This is a genomic window from Actinobaculum suis (assembly GCF_900102025.1).
Taxonomy (GTDB): Bacteria; Actinomycetota; Actinomycetes; order Actinomycetales; family Actinomycetaceae; genus Actinobaculum; species Actinobaculum suis.
Map to the genome: position 1 here is coordinate 137,405 of NZ_FNAU01000003.1, position 18,912 is coordinate 156,316.

Here is an 18,912-nt window from a genome sequence, read left to right on the forward strand (position 1 = left end):
CCTTGGCCTTGCCCGGCCTAGAAGGCCCCGTAGCCGGCGCCCAGATCGAAGTACTGGAAATCGCCGTAGGAGAAGGAATCGTCGAAGGGATCCAGGCCTTGCGCCGCAAAGCCGTTGTTCTTCTCGAATTCCATCTTCGCTTCCGTAGTGGGTTCTACCTTCGCGCTCTTGAGCGCTTCGAAGCCCGTACCTGCCGGGATCAGCTTGCCCAAGATCACGTTTTCCTTCAGGCCGGCCAGCGGATCGGACTTGCCCTCCAGCGCGGCTTCGGTGAGCACGCGCGTGGTCTCCTGGAAGGAGGCGGCGGAGAGCCAGGAATCCGTGGCCAAAGAGGCCTTGGTAATACCCATGAGTTCGGGCCGGCCGGCAGCGGGTTTGCCGCCTTCGGCCATCGCGGCCCGGTTCTCTTCTTCGAAGCGGGGTACTTCTACCAGTTCGCCCGGTAGCAGGTTGGTGGTTCCCGAATCGAGCACGGTCACGCGCCGCAACATCTGGCGGACGATGATCTCAATGTGCTTATCGTGAATATCCACACCCTGCGAGCGGTACACGGCCTGCACTTCGTTGACGATGTGTTCTTGCACCGCACGGCGGCCGGAGATCCGCAAGAGCTTCTTGGGATCCACGGAGCCTTCCACGAGCTGCTGGCCTACCTGTACGCGGCCACCTTCTGGCACGTACAGCTTGGCCCGCTTGGACACCTGGTAGACGAGGTCTTCTTCGCCGTCGTCGCGCACGACGATAAGCCGGCGCATACGTTCGCCGTCTTCGATCCGCAAGGTACCGGCCGCTTCCGCGATCGGCGCCTCCCCCTTCGGGGTACGGGCTTCGAAGAGTTCCTGCACACGCGGCAAACCTTGGGTGATGTCGTCCGCGGAGGCCGAACCACCGGTGTGGAAGGTACGCATCGTGAGCTGGGTACCCGGTTCGCCAATGGACTGCGCGGCCACAATACCCACGGCTTCGCCCAGATCCACCAGTTTGCCGGTGGCCATGGAACGGCCGTAGCACAGGGCGCAAGTACCGTGCTTGGCTTGGCAGGTAAGTACGGAACGGATCCGCACCTGCGTGACGCCAGCCCGCAACAAGCGTTCGATCAGTTCATCGCCGATATCCGCACCGGCCTGGGCGAGCACGGTACCTTCTTCATCGGTAATGTCCGCGAGCAAGGTACGTGCGTACACCGAGGTGTCGAGCGTGCGTTCGGGGATCAGAAGATCTGCCGGAGCGAGCAGTTCGCCGCTTTCCGGAGCTTCCAGTACTTGCGGGGCGAAGCGTTGTTCGCCGCGCGGTTCGGCCAAACGCACGTAAACCGTGGAACCGAGCGCGCCCGCCGGAACCGGTTTGCCGGCCGGCACAAGCTGCGCGATTTCCTTGGCCAGCCCGCGCTTGGTCTGGCAGTCGAATTCGTTGACGATTACGTCTTGGGAAACGTCTACCAAACGCCGCGTCAGGTACCCCGAATCGGCGGTACGCAAAGCGGTATCGGCCAGGCCCTTGCGGGCACCGTGAGTAGCCGAGAAGTATTCGAGCACCGAAAGACCTTCGCGGTACGAGGAGATAATCGGACGCGGAATAATCGCACCCTTCGGGTCTGCTACCAGCCCACGCATACCCGCGATCTGACGCATCTGCTCCCAGTTACCACGGGCCCCGGAAACAACCATCTGGTTCACGGTGTTTTCCGGAGTGAAGTTATCCCGCATTACGTGCGCAATTTCGTCGGTGACGTCGGACCACAGGTCCACCAGGTCACGGCGGCGATCTTCGTCTTCAATACGGCCGGTGAGGAACTGGTTTTCAATTACGGCAGCCTTCTTTTCCGCTTCCGCAATAATTGCCGGTTTCTCATCGGGAACCACTACGTCAGAAACCGCAATGGTGACGCCGGAACGGCCCGCCCAGTAGAAGCCCGTGTTCTTAATCGCATCGAGCGAGGCGGCCACATCGTCCTTCTCGTAACGTTCCGCGAGGTGGTTAACGATTCGGCCCAGTGCCGACTTATCGACCACTTCGTTTACGAACGGGAAGGTTGTGGGCAGCGCATTGTTGAAGATCGTGCGGCCCAGCGTGGTTTCCAGAATGAAGGGTTCGCCAGGTTCGTGACCTTCGGGTGCTTCCCAATCCAGGGGCGGTTCGACGTCGCCTTCGAAACGGATCTTGCACAGCGAGTTCAGGTCCAGTTTGCCGAGGTCATAAGCCATGCGTGCTTCCCCGGTGGAGGTGAAGGCGTGGCCTTCGCCCGCCTTACCTTCCTTGACCTTCGTCAAGCCGTAGACGCCAATAATCATGTCTTGCGAAGGCATGGTTACGGGCCGGCCGTCAGAGGGCTTGAGGATGTTATTCGAGGAGAGCATGAGGATGCGTGCCTCTGCCTGTGCTTCTACCGAAAGGGGTAGGTGCACGGCCATCTGGTCGCCGTCGAAATCGGCGTTGAAGGCGCCGCATACGAGCGGATGCAAGCGAATTGCCTTACCTTCTACCAGTTTCGGTTCGAAGGCCTGAATGCCCAAACGGTGCAAGGTAGGAGCACGGTTGAGCAAGACCGGGTGGTCTTGAATGACTTCTTCGAGCACGTCCCACACCTGCGGATCTTGGCGTTCCACCAGGCGCTTGGCTGCCTTAATGTTCTTGGCGATATCGAGGTCTACGAGCCGCTTTTGTACGAACGGCTTGAACAGTTCGAGTGCCATGGCGGTAGGCAAGCCACACTGATGCAACTTCAGGGTGGGGCCCACCACGATTACGGAACGGCCGGAGTAGTCCACGCGCTTACCGAGTAGGTTCTGGCGGAACCGGCCCTGCTTGCCCTTGAGCATGTCTGCCAGGGACTTCAGAGGACGGTTGCCCGCGCCCTGCACGGGGCGGCCGCGCCGGCCATTATCGAAGAGGGCGTCCACGGATTCTTGGAGCATCCGCTTCTCGTTGTTGACCATGATTTCCGGTGCGTGCAGATCGAGCATGCGCTTGAGCCGGTTGTTCCGGTTAATCACGCGCCGGTACAGGTCATTGAGATCAGAGGTGGCGAAACGGCCCCCGTCCAGCTGCACCATCGGGCGTAGATCCGGCGGGATTACCGGGATAGCGTCAAGCACCATGGCTTCCGGCTTGGTGCCGGAACGCAGGAAGGCGTTCACTACCTTGATGCGCTTGAGTGCCCGGGATTTCTTTTGGGCCGTGCCGGTTTCGATTTCTTCTACGAGCTTGTCGTGTTCGGCTTCGAGGTCGAAAGTGCGCAGGCGGGCCTGGATGGCTTCTGCTCCGCGCGCGGCCTTAAAGTAATCGCCATACCGGGATTCCATTTCCCGGTAGAGATCTTCATCGCCTTCCAGATCGCCTACGGTGAGTTTGGTGAAGCGGTCCCACATGGCGGCCAGGCGTTCCAGATCGCGATCGGCCTTGCGGCGGATCTTATTCAGGTCGCTTTCCCCGGCGCGCTTAATACGGGCGCGTTCGGGGCCGCCCTGGCCTTCTGCTTCGGCAGTGGCGAGCTCTTGTTCGAGCTCTTGGTGGCGAGCTTCCAGATCGGCGTCGCGCTGCTTTTCTACCGCTTGGCGTTCCAGTTCGTATTCGGCGAGCAGGGAGGGCATATCTTCCCGGCGGCCTTCTTCATCTACCTCGGTAACCATGTACGCCGCGAAGTAGATGACCTTTTCGAGGTCCTTCGGGGCGATGTCGAGCAGGTAGCCCAAACGGGAGGGCACACCCTTGAAGTACCAAATATGGGTAACGGGTGCGGCCAGTTCAATATGACCCATGCGTTCGCGGCGCACCTTGGAACGGGTTACTTCTACCCCGCACCGTTCGCACACGATGCCCTTGAAACGGGGACGCTTGTATTTACCGCAGGCACATTCCCAATCGCGGGTAGGCCCAAAGATCTGTTCCCCGAAAAGGCCATCCTTTTCCGGCTTTAGGGTGCGGTAGTTAATGGTCTCCGGCTTCTTTACCTCGCCGTGTGACCACGAACGGATCTCGTCGGAGGTGGCAAGACCGATTTTGATCTGGTCAAAACGATTAACGTCGAGCAAGATTCCTACTTCCTCAAGAGTTTTGCACCATTGATGTCAGCTGATTCGCGGTAGGCCGGGCGGGCGCACGCCCGGCCTACCGGTGATGTGTTTCTTAGAAATCGGCTCCGGTGGAAAGATCTTCCAGGCCGGTAGCAAGCTCCTGGCCTTCCGCGTCTTGCACGGGAGCGGAGTAACGATCTTCTTCGTCTTCCAGACTGATGGCCTGGCCGGAGGCGTCGAGTGCTTCCACATTCAGGCACAGCGAACGCATTTCGTACATGAGTACCTTGAAGGACTCGGGGATTCCCGGTTCGGGAACGTTATCTCCCTTGACGATCGCTTCAAAGACCTTGACGCGGCCCACGGTGTCGTCAGACTTGATGGTCAGCATTTCCTGCAGGGTATGCGCGGCGCCATAAGCTTCCAGCGCCCACACTTCCATTTCTCCGAAACGCTGCCCACCGAACTGGGCTTTTCCGCCCAGCGGCTGCTGGGTAACCATCGAGTACGGGCCGGTTGACCGGGCGTGGATCTTATCGTCCACGAGGTGGTGCAACTTCAGCATGTACATGTAGCCCACCGCGATCGGTTCCGGGAAGGGTTCGCCGGTACGGCCGTCGAAGAGGCGGGCCTTACCGTATTGATCGACGAGCCGATCTCCATCCCGGTTGGGCAAAGTGTTCTGGAGCAGGCCGGCAACTTCGGCCGGGGTTGCGCCGTCGAACACCGGGGTAGCGATACGCTGCTCCGGCTTCGCCTTGATAACTTCTTCCGGCAGGGAGAGTGCCCATTCTTCGCCGCGTTCGCGTGCTTCCGTGGCGTCCCAACCCTGCGAGGCGATCCAGCCCATGTGCAGTTCATATACCTGCCCGAGGTTCATACGGGAAGGCACACCGAGCGGGTTGAGGATGATGTCAACCGGGGTGCCGTCTTCCATGAAGGGCATATCTTCCACCGGCAGGATCTGGGAAATACAACCCTTGTTACCGTGCCGGCCGGCCATCTTATCGCCCACCGTGATCTTGCGGCGCTGGGCCACGTAAACGCGCACGGTTTCATTGACGTCATTGGGCAACTCGTCGTTGTTTTCCGCCGTGAATTGGCGGACTCCAATCACAATCCCGGTTTCGCCGTGGGGAACGCGCAGGGAAGTATCGCGTACTTCCTTCGCCTTTTCGCCGAAAATGGCGCGCAGGAGCCGTTCTTCCGAAGTCAGTTCGGTTTCACCCTTCGGGGTGATCTTGCCGACGAGGATATCGCCGGAACGTACTTCCGCACCTACCCGGATAATCCCGTGTTCGTCCAAATGCGCGAGCATATCTTCCGAAACATTGGGGATATCGCGCGTTACTTCTTCGGGGCCGAGCTTGGTGTCACGCGCGTCGATTTCGTGTTCCTCAATGTGGATCGAGGTAAGCAGATCGTCTTGCACACACCGTTCGGAAAGAATGATGGCGTCTTCGTAGTTGTAACCGTTCCAGGCCATGAAGGCCACGAGCAGGTTTTGGCCGAGCGCCAGTTCCCCACCTTCGGTGGCCGGACCATCCGCGATCAGCGAGCCGACTTCGATGCGGTCACCTTCCGAAACCCGTACCTTCTGGTTGACGGTATTGCCGGGGTTGGACCGTTCGAACTTTTGCATCTTGTAGATAACGTGGCGGCCGTCGTCTTGTTCAACGTGTACCGCATCCGCATCTACTTCGGTGACGACGCCGGGAGCGGCACCAGTAGTCACATCACCCGAATCCACGGCAACCCGCATTTCCCAACCGGTACCCACGTAGGGAGAAACCGGTTTGATCAGCGGGACGGCCTGGCGCTGCATGTTCGCACCCATGAGAGCGCGGTTAGCGTCGTCGTGCTCCAGGAAGGGAATCATCCCGGAACCGATAGACACCATCTGGCGGGCAGAAACGTCCATGTAGTCGATTTCTTCCACCGGAACCAGGGCCGGTTCACCGCCGGGCAAACGCACGAGGGCTTCTTCTTGCAGGAAGTTGCCTTCTTCGTCTAGCGGGGTTTCTGCCTGGGCGATATTGACGGTATCTTCGTCGCCTGCCTGCAGGTATTCCACTTCATCGGTAACGCGCCCGTTAACTACCTTACGGTAGGGGGTTTCGATGAAACCGAAGGCGTTGATGCGCGCGAAGGATGCCAGGGAGCCGATCAAACCAATGTTCGGACCTTCTGGGGTTTCAATCGGGCACATCCGGCCGTAGTGGGACGGGTGCACGTCTCGCACTTCCATGCCGGCGCGATCACGCGAAAGGCCGCCCGGGCCCAGCGCGGAAAGCCGCCGCTTATGGGTAAGGCCAGCCAGCGGATTGTTTTGGTCCATGAACTGGGACAGCTGCGAAGTGCCGAAGAATTCCTTGATCGCGGCTACGATCGGCCGAATATTGATCAGGGAGGAAGGCGTGATTGCTTCCGCATCCTGCGTGGTCATGCGTTCGCGGACCATGCGGTCCAGGCGGGAAAGGCCGGTACGGAACTGGTTTTGGATCAGCTCCCCTACCGCACGCACACGACGGTTCGAGAAATTATCGATATCGTCGGTGGAAATGCGAACCGGCTTGCCATCTTCGCTCACGAGCACTTCCGGGAATTGCCCGTTCTCGTCCATCTTGTCCAAGCCCTGGTGCAGAGCCAGCATGTACTTGATGGCTGCCACGATGTCTTCCAGGGTGAGCTGGCGTTCGGTGTTATCGCTGAGTCCCAACTTCTGGTTGATCTTGTAGCGTCCTACCTTGGCGGTGTCGTAACGCTTCGGATTGAAGTAGAAGTTGTTGAGCAGCGCTCGGCCAGCTTCTGCGGTTGGCGGTTCTCCCGGACGCAGCTTGCGGTACATGTCTTGCAGGGCTTCTTCCTGGGTGTGGACGGTGTCCTTCTCCAGGGTATCGAGCAAGACCGGATAGTCCGCAAATTCTTCACTGATCTCGGATTCTTCCATGCCGAGCGCCTTGAGGAAGACGGTGATCGGTTGCTTACGCTTCCGGTCAATACGCACGCCTACCTGATCGCGCTTATCGATTTCGAATTCGAGCCAGGCACCGCGCGAAGGAATGAACTTCGCGCCGTAAATATCTTTATCGGAGGTCTTATCCGGGGTACGTTCGAAGTAGACTCCCGGCGAACGGACGAGCTGAGATACCACCACTCGCTCAGTACCGTTAATGATGAAGGTGCCGCGGTCCGTCATGAGCGGGAAATCGCCAATAAAGGTGGTTTGCGATTTGATTTCGCCGGTCTCATAGTTCTGGAATTCGGCCGTCACGTAGAGCGGAGCCGAATATGTAAGATCGCGTTCGCGGCATTCAAGAATCGAGTATTTCGGTTCTTCCAGATGCGGATTCGAAAGCACCAAGCCCATAGTCTGGGCAGCGTTTTCAATGGGGGAAATTTCCTCAAAAATCTCCTCGAGGCCAGACTTTGCCCCGGGATTTTCTTCCGCCCATCCTTGAGAACCAATGAGCCATCCGAAACTATCCGTTTGTAAGCCCAAGAGGTTGGGTACCTGGAGCAACTCATGAATTTCTGCGAAAGAAACGCGGTCAACTACCGGCTTGCCGTTTTCTGCGGCGAGCGAGTATGTGCGCGAAGCAGCCAAAGTGGATCCTTCCCTGACGTAGCTATGTGGAGACAATCCAATCCGGTGCGGCGACTTCAACCATTTTCTAGGGTGCTCACCTGGCCGGTCTGTTAAATACCGGACGTCAGGAGCTACATCAACGGGCTGAAGTGGCTACGGGCATAGGAGTGTCATCGCAAATATCTACAGTACCCCGTTAACGCATAAAAGCACAATCCCTACACCTGTGGAGGGCATCACTCGAACTTCTTCGTTCGCTGATACTCTCGCACATTCTCCCCTAGTTTAGCAAGTGCTACATACGTGATGTGTTCCTACCCTCCGCCCCTCCGGATGGCAAAAGGCGGGTCTGCCACTAAACTTCTGGATGGCAAAAGGCGGGTCTGCCACCAAATTACTAGTAGCAGACCCGCCTTCGCGGAAAACATGTGCGGGTGGTTATCCCACCGGCAAGTTACTTGACGGTAACCGTGGCGCCAGCAGCTTCGAGAGCTTCCTTGGCAGCGTTGGCGGCGTCCTTGTCCACGCCTTCCAGCACGGCCTTCGGCGCGGAATCGACGAGTTCCTTGGCTTCCTTGAGGCCGAGGGAGGTCAGGGTACGTACTTCCTTAATAACCTGGACCTTCTTATCGCCAGCGGCTTCGATAACGACGTCGAATTCGGTCTGCTCTTCAGCAGCGCCGCCTTCTTCACCGCCGGCCGCAGCCGGAGCAGCAGCGGCTACCGGAGCCGCAGCGGTAACGTCGAATTCTTCTTCGAAAGCCTTGACGAAGTCGTTGAGCTCAACGAGGGTGAGCTCCTTGAAAGCATCGATGAGCTCCTGGGTAGAGAGCTTAGCCATGGTGGCCTTCCTTCCCGCTCAGTGTGAGCGATTATCTGCGCCCATTCGGGGCGACATTGCTGTGGTTTTTTATTAGCAAAATGCCGGCCGCTTAGGCGCCAGCTTCTGCGGTTTCTTTCTTCTGGCGCAGGGCTTCGACGGTACGTACCGCCTTGGAAGCCGGCGCATCGAGCACGTAGGCAGTCCGGTAGAGGAGCGCCTTGAGCACGCCAGCAGACTTGCCGAGAAGAGTTTCGCGAGATTCGAGATCCGCGAGGGTCTTCACGCCGTCGGCATCGAGATGCTGACCGTCCATGTATCCGCCCTTCACCTGCAGAGCTTCGTGCTCCTTGGCGAAAGTACGCATCGCCTTGGCGATAACGGGCGGCTCACCCTGCACAAAGGCAATGGCGGTTGGGCCCTGATGGAGTTCATCAGGAAGCTCAATGCCAGCCTGTTCAGCGGCGAGTTTCACTAGCGTATTCTTAGCGACCTTATAGACAGCCTCACCCTTGAACGAACGGCGAAGATCCTTCATTTCGCCGACCGTCAGGCCACGGTACTCGGTGAACAGTACAGCGCTGGAGCTCTCGAACAGTCCCTTGAGCTCGGCAATGACTGCGTCCTTGTCCTTCCGCGACATGGGGCCTCCTTTCGGTCTAACCCCGCATGATCCAGAAAGGCCCGCAAAAAAGCCCCGTGCAGGTAGCACGGGGCTTGGCAATTCCACGCATCTGGCTTCCCGCGCACTTCCATGACTGATGCCATAGTTGCCTTAGGATTGCGGCTGGCCGGCGGAAACTCCGCGCGGTACGTGCCGAGCAGGCTATTACCGGCCTGCTTCCGATGCAGTGAGCTAAGCTCTGTATCTTACCTGCGCTGGCCTCTTGCGAGATTATCCCTTTCGGGACCTGCGGTCTTTGGCAGTAAGTAAGAATATCGCCTACCCGCCGTACGTGCCAGTACCTGTGTGCATCCTAACGTTCACGACGTCGTACCTCCCCGCTCGGCGCAGTGCCACGCGTGGAAAAACCGAAAATCAGTGTGGCCGCGCACGAGGAAATACGGGCGCACGAAACAGGTTTTAGCTCAGTGCACCTGCGAGCATGGCCGCAAATCCTACCCAGGCCACTATTTGTAGCGCGGCCCGCCACCGTGGGCGGTCGCAGGCGGCGGCGAGAGTGGCGCCTATAACTGGCACATTGGCAATTCCGTAGCGGCGGAATACGAAAGTGAAATAGGTACCGTTATTGATGGCTTCGCGCACTTGCACCAGCAGGGCTACTACGAGCGGGCCGGTGGCGGCTTGTACGGCGAGGTTGCGGTCGCGAACGTCCCGGATACGCAAAAGTAAGGCCAGGAAGGGCGCCGCTAAGAACAGCACGAAAATGCAGGTGCCCCAAATTTTCGTGCTTGGCCCGTAAAGTTCTAGGGACATATGCCAGGCGCCTTGCGGATTGCTCAGTCCGTACGGCTGGGTGAGTGTATGCAACCAGGTGCCGAGGGAAATGCCGTCCAGGGGCGCGGTGGATACGCCGCTAATGGCCGGTACGTAGCCTTCGGGCACGCGCCGATTTTGGAAGGCCGACCAGCCCACATAGGTCACAATAATGACCACGGCTTGCACTACGAGATAGCGCAGAACTGGCAGGCGGGAGTTTTTCTCCAGCCCGCCTACTGCCGGCCAGAGCAGGCACAGCGCTAGCCAGGCCATTAGCACCACGATTCCGGAAACGGCCATTACCCGCGCGCAACAGATTGCGGCCGTGGCCAGGGCAGGTAGCCAGGGCGAATAGTTTCCTTTTTGGAAAATCCGGGCTCCCATCCACACGGCGGCAGCGCCGGCAAGCACGCCCACGGCGTCGTTATGTACGAGCACGGCCGGGCCGGCAATCACTGGCGCGGTGAGTACGAGGAGGGAGCCGGCAAAAGCGGCGGGGCGGGAAACATTCCACATGCGGATGGCGGCGAAGAGGGCGGCGATGCCGAGCCCGGTGAGTAGTGCCGAACCGAGGCGGGCACCGAGTAGGAAGCTACCGGTGAGTGGTTCTATGGCGCGGGAAAGGGTGCCGACCACCCAAAAATAGAGTGGCGGGTGGAAGGCATTATAGTTTTCGCCGCGGTAGGGCCATTCTTCAATCGGCGTGGTGCGCCAGTTTTCGCAGTCTGGGGGCACGACGACGCCTTCCGTAACACCAGAAAAATTGCAGGCCCAGCTTTCTTGGGCTACTTCGCCAAGTTTTTCACCCTGGACGGGTATGTGGCCACGCGAGATTTTTTCCGCGTAATCGATGTAGGTCCATTCGCCCGAAGAGTGCACGCTGGGATGTTGGGCTAGGGCAACGCCGGCCCAGACCGCGACGAGCAAGAAGAGCAGCGCCGCGCACAGCCCGTCCCCCAGGCCGGAGCGAATGTCTGTGCGCAGATTATTGCCGCGCTGGTTGTTTCTACGTGCCACTACCCGTTCTCCGATTCTTGCTGTGGTTTGGCAGAGCGGCGAGCAAGGGAATACGCACGCCGGATGCTCGCCGCTGGCAAGCGCACTGCACTGTGCCGGTAATTCTAAATTCTGCCGGTAATTCTAAGTTTTAGCCTACGCAGAGAAAAAGCGTGGCTCTGCTATCACCACGCTGGGGATAGCAGAGCCACGCGTACCGCCACCGGGGCGGATATAAGTTTTATGCGGATCTTTTAAAACCGCTGGCCTTCAAACCATGGGGATCTGAGAGGCCATTTACCAGGCCTCGTTTTTAGAGATCCTTGCGGGTAATCGAGTAATCCAGCGGGATGCCGGGACCCATACTCGTGGATACCGTGGCCTTCTTAATGTAACGGCCCTTGGCCGAACCCGGGCGCAGACGCAGGATTTCTTCCTGCGCGGCGGCGTAGTTATCGGCCAGCTGGTCCACGCTGAAGGAAGCCTTGCCAATAATGAAGGCGAGGTTTCCGTTCTTGTCTACGCGGAATTCGATACGGCCACCCTTAATATCGGAAACGGCCTTGGCCACGTCCATGGTGACCGTGCCCGTCTTCGGGTTCGGCATGAGGCCACGCGGGCCGAGCACGCGGCCCAAGCGGCCGACCTTGCCCATCATGTCCGGGGTGGCAACGGCGGCGTCGAAGTCCGTCCAGCCGCCTTGCACTTTCGCGATGAGTTCGTCGTCGCCGACTTCATCGGCACCGGCGTCGATAGCTTCCTGGGCGCGAGCACCTTGGGCGAAGACGACGACCCGTGCCGTCTTACCGGTGCCGTGCGGCAGGTTTACCGTGCCGCGGACCATCTGATCGGCCTTGCGGGGATCAACCCCGAGCCGGAAGGTCACTTCCACCGTCGCATCGAACTTCGTAACGGTGGTTTCCTTTGCGAGTTCAAAAGCCTCGCGAGGCGTGTAGAGCACGCCGGGGGCAATCTTTTCCGCGGCTGCGCGGTATGCCTTTGAGCGCTTTGCCATTTCTGCTTCTCCTTTTGCAGTTGTGGTACCCGGGCCTGCGCGGGCCCTTCCACTCTTTTGGACGCGCCGCCGTTTTTCGGCTTCGCGTATGTTCGGCTCTAAGGCCTAGATTTCATCCGTGGTGATGCCCATGGAACGCGCCGTGCCGGCGACGATACGGGCAGCGTTTTCGAGGTCATTAGCGTTGAGATCCGGTTCCTTAACCTTGGCGATCTCACGAATCTGATCTGCCGTCAGGTGCCCCACCTTTTCCGTATTCGGACGGCCAGAGCCCTTGTCTACCCCAGCGGCCTTCTTAATAAGCTGGGCAGCCGGCGGCGTCTTAAGTACGAAGGTGAATGAACGATCTTCGTAGACGGTGATTTCCACCGGCACAATGTTTCCACGCTGCGATTCGGTGGCCGCATTGTAAGCCTTGGTGAACTCCACAATGTTCACACCATGCTGGCCCAGGGCCGGGCCAACCGGCGGGGCCGGCGTGGCTTGGCCGGCAGGAATCTGCAGCTTGATAAAGCCTGCAACCTTTTTCTTCGGTGCCATATCGGGTCCTTTTCTTCTTGATCAAAACCATCGCAATGGCTAGCGATGGCACGCCTACCTACTTTACGCGAGCAGGCACAAACTGAAAAGGCCGGAAGCATGTGATACGCACGCCACCGGCCTCTTTTTGTTTCTCTTTTACTCTTCTTTGTGTACCTGGGTGAAGGCCAGCTCCACCGGGGTTTCTTGGCCTACCAGAGTCATCATTACGGTGAGGCGCTGGTTGGCCGGATCCACCGCGGAAACCGTTGCCGGCATGCCCGCCCACGGTTCGGTGGTCAAGGTAACTTGGTCGCCAATTTCGAACGGGGCGACAGTTTCCGGTTCGGCAGTAGGTGCGCCCGCCGCCTTGGCTTCTGCGGCTGCTTCCAGTTCCACCACGGGCGTTAGCAGGTTCACGGTTTCATCGAAAGTGAGTGCCACGGGTTCGCGACCAGAGCCAACGAAGCCGGTAACTCCGTTCGTTGCCTGCACTACACGCCAGGAATCATTGGTGAGGTTCATCCGAATCAACACGTAGCCGGGCATCCGCACACGCTGTACCAATTTACGCTGGCCACGCTTGATTTCGTAGACCTCTTCCATCGGGATCTCAATTTGGAAGATGTAATCTTCCATGTTCATGGTGACCAAGCGGGCTTCCAGATCTTGCTTGACCCGCTTCTCATATCCCGAATAGGTATGCAGTACGTACCATTTACCTTCGAGGCCCCGCAACCGTTCGCGCACCTCTTCTTCGGTAACGGTACCGACTTCACCCTGTTTCTTATCCGCTGCTTCCGTTTCCTCCGCTGCTTGCGTTTCCGCAGCCTCTGCCGCGCCGTTGTCTGTAGCGGCGGCGGTGCCATCTGTGGCAGCAGTTGCCGAAGCACTCGCTTCTGCTTCTGCGGTGGCGGGTGCGCTTTCTTGCTCGGTAACTTCTGCGGATTCGGTAGCCGAATCAGCATCCGCGGGTTCTACAGCCCCGGGAGCCTCAGTATCGGCGTCGCTAAAGGAAATTTCGGCAGCTTGCGCGCTGGCCGTAGCCGTGGCCGATTCAGCTGGGGATTCTTCCGCGACCTGCCCTGCCGCAACCGGAGATTCTACTTCTTCCGCAGCGCTGAACAATTCATTCTGCTGGCGGTTATCCTCAGCCACGCTTCCCTACTTTCCTTCGGCAAAAGCTAACCGAAGATCCAGAAGGTTAGCTGGCCAAATAAGAGATCGAAAATACCTACGAAAACCATCACCGCAAGGACGAAAACCAAAACGGTAATGAACATTTGCCACAGCTCATCGCGGGTGGGGCGCTGAACTTTCTTCAGCTCGCTAAAGATCTCCCGGAAAAACTGAGCTAGGCGGGCGAATACGCCTTTCTTGTCTGCGGATTCCCGCTTGGACGCGGCAGCTGTTTGACTCACCGGTAGCCCTTCTCCTCGATCATTACCACCCGGCCCGCGGGCCGGTTCGCAGGGTAGGAGGGACTCGAACCCCCAACCGTCGGTTTTGGAGACCGATGCGCTACCAATTGCGCCACTACCCTAGGTTGGATATTTCCACTCGCACTGTCTACTTATGCCAGTACTTCAACATCCAGTATAGATGCTTCCGTGCCGAGCTTACGCTTCACAGATGCGGATGGCATGACAATTACTTGCCACAACTCGCCCTATACTACCCACTCAGCGCCCGCTCGTCGAATTACGGCGAGCCATCTCACAACGCCGCGGGGTATCGCCGGCCCTAATCCCCGCAGTTTTACCCGCGCGTTTCCCGCAAATGCGGCGTGCTTCGCGGAGGTGTTAAGGCTGGCTTCCTCATACTTGGGCGTTTCCCGCAAACGCGGCGTGCTTCGCAGAACGAAGCGTGCTTCGAGCTTTGTGGAAAACAGTGGTTATGTTTCTGGAGCCAGCGGTGACGTTTGGCGAGCCGGCGGTGATTTTTCGGGAACCAACCGTGATGTTTCTGGTGCCAGTGGTGATTTTTCGGAAGAAGGCACAGTTATCTGAGCAGAAGTGATGTAATGGGGGCATGACGAATAACTGTTCTAGCCGGCGAGTTTCACGCCGCCTCGCTGCCGTCCAGGGTTCCGCTACGCTCGCTGCGGATGCGCGGGCGAAAGCCATGCTTGCGCAGGGGCGGCCGGTGATTAGTTTTGGGGTGGGCCAACCGAATTTCCCCACCCCAGATTTCGTGGTCCGCGCCGCCCAAGAAGCGGCGGCTGACCCGCGCAATCACGGCTATTCCGCGGGCCCGGGCCTGCCCGAATTGCGCGCGGCAATCGCGGCGAAGACGAAGCGTGATAGCGGCGTCGTTATCGATCCGGAAAATATCGTGGTAACCAACGGTGCTAAACAAGCAAATTTCGAAGCTTGGGCAGCGGTACTCGATCCCGGCGACGAAGTTATTTTGCCGGCCCCCTATTGGACCACCTACCCGGAAACCATCAAGTTTTATGGTGGCTTGCCGGTCGAGGTATTTGCGGGTCCGGAAAATGGGTACAAGGTTACGGTGGAACAGTTGGAAGCGGTAACGACGCCGCGCACCCGCGCCTTGCTGCTCTGCACGCCGAATAATCCCACCGGGGCGGTGTATAGCGCGGCCGAATTGCGAGAAATTGGGGCTTGGGCGCTACGTCATGACGTTTGGCTAGTAATTGACGAGATTTACGAATACCTGGTGTATGGCGATACGACCATGGCGTATATGCTCGCGGAAGTTCCGGAAATGCAAGAGCGCACGCTCATTATTTCCGGCGTTTCGAAGTCTTATGCAATGACGGGATGGCGTTTGGGCTGGTTGTACGGCCCGGCCGAAGCAATGCAGGCGGTCCGGAACTATCACAGCCACCTCACCGGGAATGTGGCCAATGTGGTGCAACGCGCCGCAATTGCCGCTTTGGAAGGCCCGCGGGACGAGATCGAAAATATGCGCCAGGCTTTTGATCGGCGGCGTTTGCGGCTCGTGGAACTCCTGCGGCAAATCGAGGGCTTCGAGGTGATTGAACCGCAGGGTGCTTTCTATGTTTTCGTGGGCGTGGAAGCCTGGCTCGGCCGCCAACTGCGCGGGGTAACGATCACCAGTTCCCAGGTACTGGCCGATTTGCTTTTGGAGCACGCCGAGGTGGCTCTGGTACCCGGGGAAGCTTTTGGGGCGCCCGGTTATCTGCGCTTCTCTTATTCTCTTTCCGATGCTGATCTGGAGGAAGGATGCGCGCGCATTACGAAGCTTTTGCGCACTGCTTTCTAAGTTCCAGCGCAATTTGTTTCTAAGTTCTAGCGCAGCTTGCGGGGTTGGCGCGGATCTACGGGACCGAGGAAAGACTGGGCACGGCGGAGCCAGTTTTCGGCTTCGGTAAGCCGGCCGAGTGCGTCTTCTTCCCAGGGCGTGCCATCCACCCGGGCCGCGCCGGCCACCAAGGAAAGGGTTACCCCCGCGCATCGTGCATACAGCGCCGGCGGGGAAACCCGATATTCCAACATGCGGCAAAAACTTTCCAAATCGTGGCGAATGTGGGGATAGCTCGCCGGAGCCAAATGCGGGAGCACAGACATATGGCCTAATAGGCACGCCCAATCATCCACGCGATAACCCGGGCCTAGGGAATCGACGTCGATAATCCCGGCTTCCAGACGACCACCTTGCACTCTCCCCCGTGTTCCCTCCTGTATTCTCCCCTGCGGCCGCGTGGACGTTGTGTTTGGAGAGGCGGGGGCAGTAGTTTCGGGAATATTCCGCAAGAAAATATTGGCTTCGTAAAAATCGCCATGTACCGGTTGGAGCGGGCCGGCCGGCACGGTGGAAAGGATTTGCCGCACCCCGTGGGCAACGGCTTCGGCGCGTGAACGGATTTGCGGTAAAGCCGTGGCTGCCGCGTGCGCATAGTGTTCCACCCGATCCGACCACGCCGCACGCCGAGATAGTTGCATCACCGAATCCGGTAGTGCGTCTAGGGTTGCCTCCAAACTATCGAGCACCGCGCGTGCCTGCCCCAGCAGCCCGCGCCCCAACGCATTGGCCAAAGGCTCACCGGCAAGCTGAGAAATCAATACTAAGCCCTGCTCATTTTCTGCGAGCACGCGCGGAGCGGGCACGCCGGCGGCGGTGAGCATATGGTGGCGTTTTGCTAACGATCCCGCGGCCGGCGGTTTGAGCACTTTAGCGAAAGCACCCTTTCCGGCTTCGTCTACCACGCGTACTACCGCGCGGCGGGTAGGCCGGTAGCTTTTGAGTTCGACGCCGACCCGCTTCCCCAACAGTTCACTCATCTTTCGCGGGGAACACGCTACCGCTAAGGCAGGTAATTCTGGATCATAAGGGTATTCCCACAGGGTTACCTGCACCCCGCCATGCGTCATATGTTTTAGGAAAGGTAAATCCGGGCGGCTTAATTGTGCCGTGGAGGCGCACACATATTTTTCTTCCGTAGCGGTTGCGGTAGCTGCTGCGGAAGGTCCTGCCCCACCCGCGAAATTATTACTCGCACCGGAACGTACGGCCGCCCCTGTTGGAACTTTCGGGAGATCTCTCGCGGCAGTGCCCATACTTGCGCCAGGATTAGCCCCCGCGGCATATCCCACTTCCGCTGTCACTACCACTTGATATCCCACGGTAACGCCTGCACCCGGGCGGTGATGTACAGAGTGGACGGCCCAGCTATGCACGGCACGAGGAGCGTACGCCACGGCGAGCATAGCCCCTGCTTCCCCGCTTGTAAGCAAGGCGAGAGCCTGTGCTTCACCACCGTCCGTTATCGCCATACATATATTGTGCCCCAACTTTCAGAACCGACGTCGATGCCCCGGGGCGCGCCTCCCATTTCTTGCCGCTACCAGGCAATAGAGCATAAATTAGCTCCGCTTTGGTGGGACCGAAGTTTGTACATGTAAGTGTGCATATGCGAGATTCCAGCAGAATTTACAACTCCGCTGGTAACAGATTCGGCGGGCCGGCGCTGGCACATATGGGAAAGCACTGCAGAAACTGGCCGGCAGCATAAGCGGGCCGGCGCTAGCAAAGACAGGCCTGCGCTGGCAAAAATGCGCAGGCACGGCAGAAGCGGACCGACACGGCAGTAATTACCGCCCGCGCCGGCCCGCTTCTGTTAGCTATATTTATAGCCTTTTAAGCGCCCTTTTACAGGCCCTTCAGGTTTGCCTGTCCAGTTTCGCTGCCACTATGTAGCTATCTACAAACTGGGCGGCAATTTCGATAGGTCCACCTCCCCGCGGGGTATGTCTTTGTTTATCATTGTCGGCTCGTAGACCATGGGCCCCACCACGAATCCCCGAATAGCCGGCACATCCACTCTCGGAACAGTAAACCACTTCCCACTCGGGGCGTGCAGAACGAAGTCTCCCTCGTTAGCGCTCACGGCAAGATAATCTCCAGCAGATCGCTTTAGCCACCAGAAATCAGATCCCCGCTCACTTTGCAGATCGGTTATCTGCGGTTCGCCGGTTTCCGGAACCACCCACGTAGGGTAGGAAGGACTGGTTGGATATATAGTTTCCGACACGAACAAATGATGCGCAGTAGCAGCTATATCATCAACTCGATTCATTGGTTCTAACCGCGGATCAAGAGGTACAGGCGCCCCAGTTTCACTGTCATACTGACGCAGTATCACTTGATCTGTACCCGGCGTGCCAAGCGCCGTAGTCACTACGGTTCCATTCCACTTGGCGAGGGATCCCGTTACACTTTCCCCAATGTGTTGGATCTCGCCAGTATGAAGGTTGTACCGATCGAGATTGGACTTTTCGCGCTGTGAGTAACCAAACCACAACCAGTCACCATCGAATAAGAATGACTTATAGAGAAAACTGCCATTCTCGAATGCATTACCTTCTGGCGCACTTACAAGCTCAACCGGATCACCACCTGCTTGTAAATCCCACAACCGCACACGGACGGGCTCCGCCGGAGCCAGATTCCCCTCTATGGAAGAAGCAATAACCAGGAAACGACCATTCCCCACTACATGGCAAATTTGATCCATACCTTCCAGCGTTAAGAGTTTCCGCTCGGACCCATCGGCACCATGCCATACAACATCACGCGTTGGAAGCGTAGGAGGTCGCCCTTCACGATCGGCCTTATTTACCTCATCCAAACTAAAGGGAACCTCGGCCAAAAATCCAGAATCATCAGCCCAAATAACATCTTTATCCGCCATGTTTGGAGCTGCCCAATCAGGACGCTTCTGCACCGCGGAATCCGTATATTGCGCCGGAACTGATACTTCCTGCATCTCATAGATGGGTGCTTCGCGGAAGCGGCGCAACTGCTCCGCACTCAGCTCCGGAGGCGGATTGTACCCATCAATATAGGCTTCGGAGGGATACGCCGAGGGCGTGGTGCTATGGCCAGTCATATCCGCGTTCTTCTCGCTTTTCGGGTTGCAGGCCGAAAGCCCGAGGCCCAGACACAGCGCCAAACCCAACGATATACTTTTATACACCCCTCGATTTACCATAGAAAACCCCTATATCCCATAACCGCCATATGGCGCACGAT

General features: G+C 58.3%; 12 protein-coding genes and 1 tRNA gene. 1 reads left to right on the plus strand and 12 read right to left on the minus strand.

Annotation, left to right across the window (positions count from 1 at the left end; genetic code table 11):
* Positions 1 to 17 precede the first annotated feature (17 nt).
* The 10 genes from rpoC to BLT47_RS02895 form a co-directional block, all read right to left on the minus strand.
* Complete coding sequence (gene rpoC / locus BLT47_RS02850; protein ID WP_049618703.1) at positions 18 to 4,031, minus strand: DNA-directed RNA polymerase subunit beta'; 4,014 nt, start codon at positions 4,029 to 4,031, stop codon at positions 18 to 20.
* Positions 4,032 to 4,125: 94 nt separating this feature from the next.
* Positions 4,126 to 7,620 (minus strand): DNA-directed RNA polymerase subunit beta, encoded by a 3,495-nt coding sequence (rpoB, locus tag BLT47_RS02855; RefSeq protein ID WP_049618704.1) that lies wholly within the window; start codon positions 7,618 to 7,620, stop codon positions 4,126 to 4,128.
* Positions 7,621 to 8,056: 436 nt separating this feature from the next.
* Positions 8,057 to 8,443 (minus strand): 50S ribosomal protein L7/L12, encoded by a 387-nt coding sequence (gene rplL / locus BLT47_RS02860; protein ID WP_049618705.1) that lies wholly within the window; start codon positions 8,441 to 8,443, stop codon positions 8,057 to 8,059.
* Between the two features lie 91 nt (positions 8,444 to 8,534).
* Positions 8,535 to 9,065, minus strand: coding sequence for a 50S ribosomal protein L10 (gene rplJ / locus BLT47_RS02865; RefSeq protein ID WP_049618706.1), 531 nt, complete (start codon positions 9,063 to 9,065; stop codon positions 8,535 to 8,537).
* A 441-nt stretch (positions 9,066 to 9,506) separates the two neighbouring features.
* Entirely contained in the window at positions 9,507 to 10,880 is a 1,374-nt protein-coding gene (locus BLT47_RS02870) for a glycosyltransferase family 39 protein (protein WP_065419537.1), read from the minus strand.
* A gap of 292 nt (positions 10,881 to 11,172) precedes the next feature.
* Complete coding sequence (gene rplA / locus BLT47_RS02875) at positions 11,173 to 11,874, minus strand: 50S ribosomal protein L1 (RefSeq protein ID WP_049618708.1); 702 nt, start codon at positions 11,872 to 11,874, stop codon at positions 11,173 to 11,175.
* 105 nt (positions 11,875 to 11,979) lie between these two features.
* Positions 11,980 to 12,414 carry a 50S ribosomal protein L11 gene (rplK, locus tag BLT47_RS02880; RefSeq protein ID WP_049618709.1) on the minus strand — a complete coding sequence of 145 codons (435 nt, stop codon included), beginning with the start codon at positions 12,412 to 12,414 and terminating at the stop codon, positions 11,980 to 11,982.
* A 138-nt stretch (positions 12,415 to 12,552) separates the two neighbouring features.
* Positions 12,553 to 13,551, minus strand: coding sequence for a transcription termination/antitermination protein NusG (nusG, locus tag BLT47_RS02885; RefSeq protein WP_256332503.1), 999 nt, complete (start codon positions 13,549 to 13,551; stop codon positions 12,553 to 12,555).
* A 26-nt stretch (positions 13,552 to 13,577) separates the two neighbouring features.
* Positions 13,578 to 13,814 carry a preprotein translocase subunit SecE gene (secE, locus tag BLT47_RS02890; protein ID WP_049618717.1) on the minus strand — a complete coding sequence of 79 codons (237 nt, stop codon included), beginning with the start codon at positions 13,812 to 13,814 and terminating at the stop codon, positions 13,578 to 13,580.
* A gap of 49 nt (positions 13,815 to 13,863) precedes the next feature.
* Positions 13,864 to 13,936, minus strand: a tRNA-Trp gene (locus BLT47_RS02895).
* Positions 13,937 to 14,424: 488 nt separating this feature from the next.
* Here BLT47_RS02895 and BLT47_RS02900 point away from each other — a divergent pair.
* Positions 14,425 to 15,642: a pyridoxal phosphate-dependent aminotransferase gene (locus BLT47_RS02900; protein WP_074661398.1), complete on the plus strand. Its 1,218-nt coding sequence runs from the start codon at positions 14,425 to 14,427 to the stop codon at positions 15,640 to 15,642.
* Positions 15,643 to 15,668: 26 nt separating this feature from the next.
* Here BLT47_RS02900 and BLT47_RS02905 read toward each other — a convergent pair whose 3' ends face one another.
* Positions 15,669 to 17,153, minus strand: a complete 1,485-nt coding sequence (locus tag BLT47_RS02905; protein ID WP_074661402.1) for a phosphotransferase — start codon at positions 17,151 to 17,153, stop codon at positions 15,669 to 15,671.
* Between the two features lie 428 nt (positions 17,154 to 17,581).
* The gene (locus BLT47_RS02910) at positions 17,582 to 18,838 is read right to left on the minus strand and encodes a hypothetical protein (protein WP_143021749.1); all 1,257 of its coding nucleotides are present in this window, start codon (positions 18,836 to 18,838) and stop codon (positions 17,582 to 17,584) included.
* Positions 18,839 to 18,912: the final 74 nt, after the last annotated feature.

Excerpts from the sequence above, each read along its gene's own strand:
- rplK (WP_049618709.1), bottom strand. The coding sequence starts at position 12,414 with ATGGCACCGAAGAAAAAGGTTGCAGGCTTTATCAAGCTGCAGATTCCT.
- BLT47_RS02905 (WP_074661402.1), bottom strand. The coding sequence starts at position 17,153 with ATGGCGATAACGGACGGTGGTGAAGCACAGGCTCTCGCCTTGCTTACA.
- rplJ (WP_049618706.1), bottom strand. The coding sequence starts at position 9,065 with ATGTCGCGGAAGGACAAGGACGCAGTCATTGCCGAGCTCAAGGGACTG.
- rplL (WP_049618705.1), bottom strand. The coding sequence starts at position 8,443 with ATGGCTAAGCTCTCTACCCAGGAGCTCATCGATGCTTTCAAGGAGCTC.
- rplA (WP_049618708.1), bottom strand. The coding sequence starts at position 11,874 with ATGGCAAAGCGCTCAAAGGCATACCGCGCAGCCGCGGAAAAGATTGCC.
- BLT47_RS02900 (WP_074661398.1), top strand. The coding sequence starts at position 14,425 with ATGACGAATAACTGTTCTAGCCGGCGAGTTTCACGCCGCCTCGCTGCC.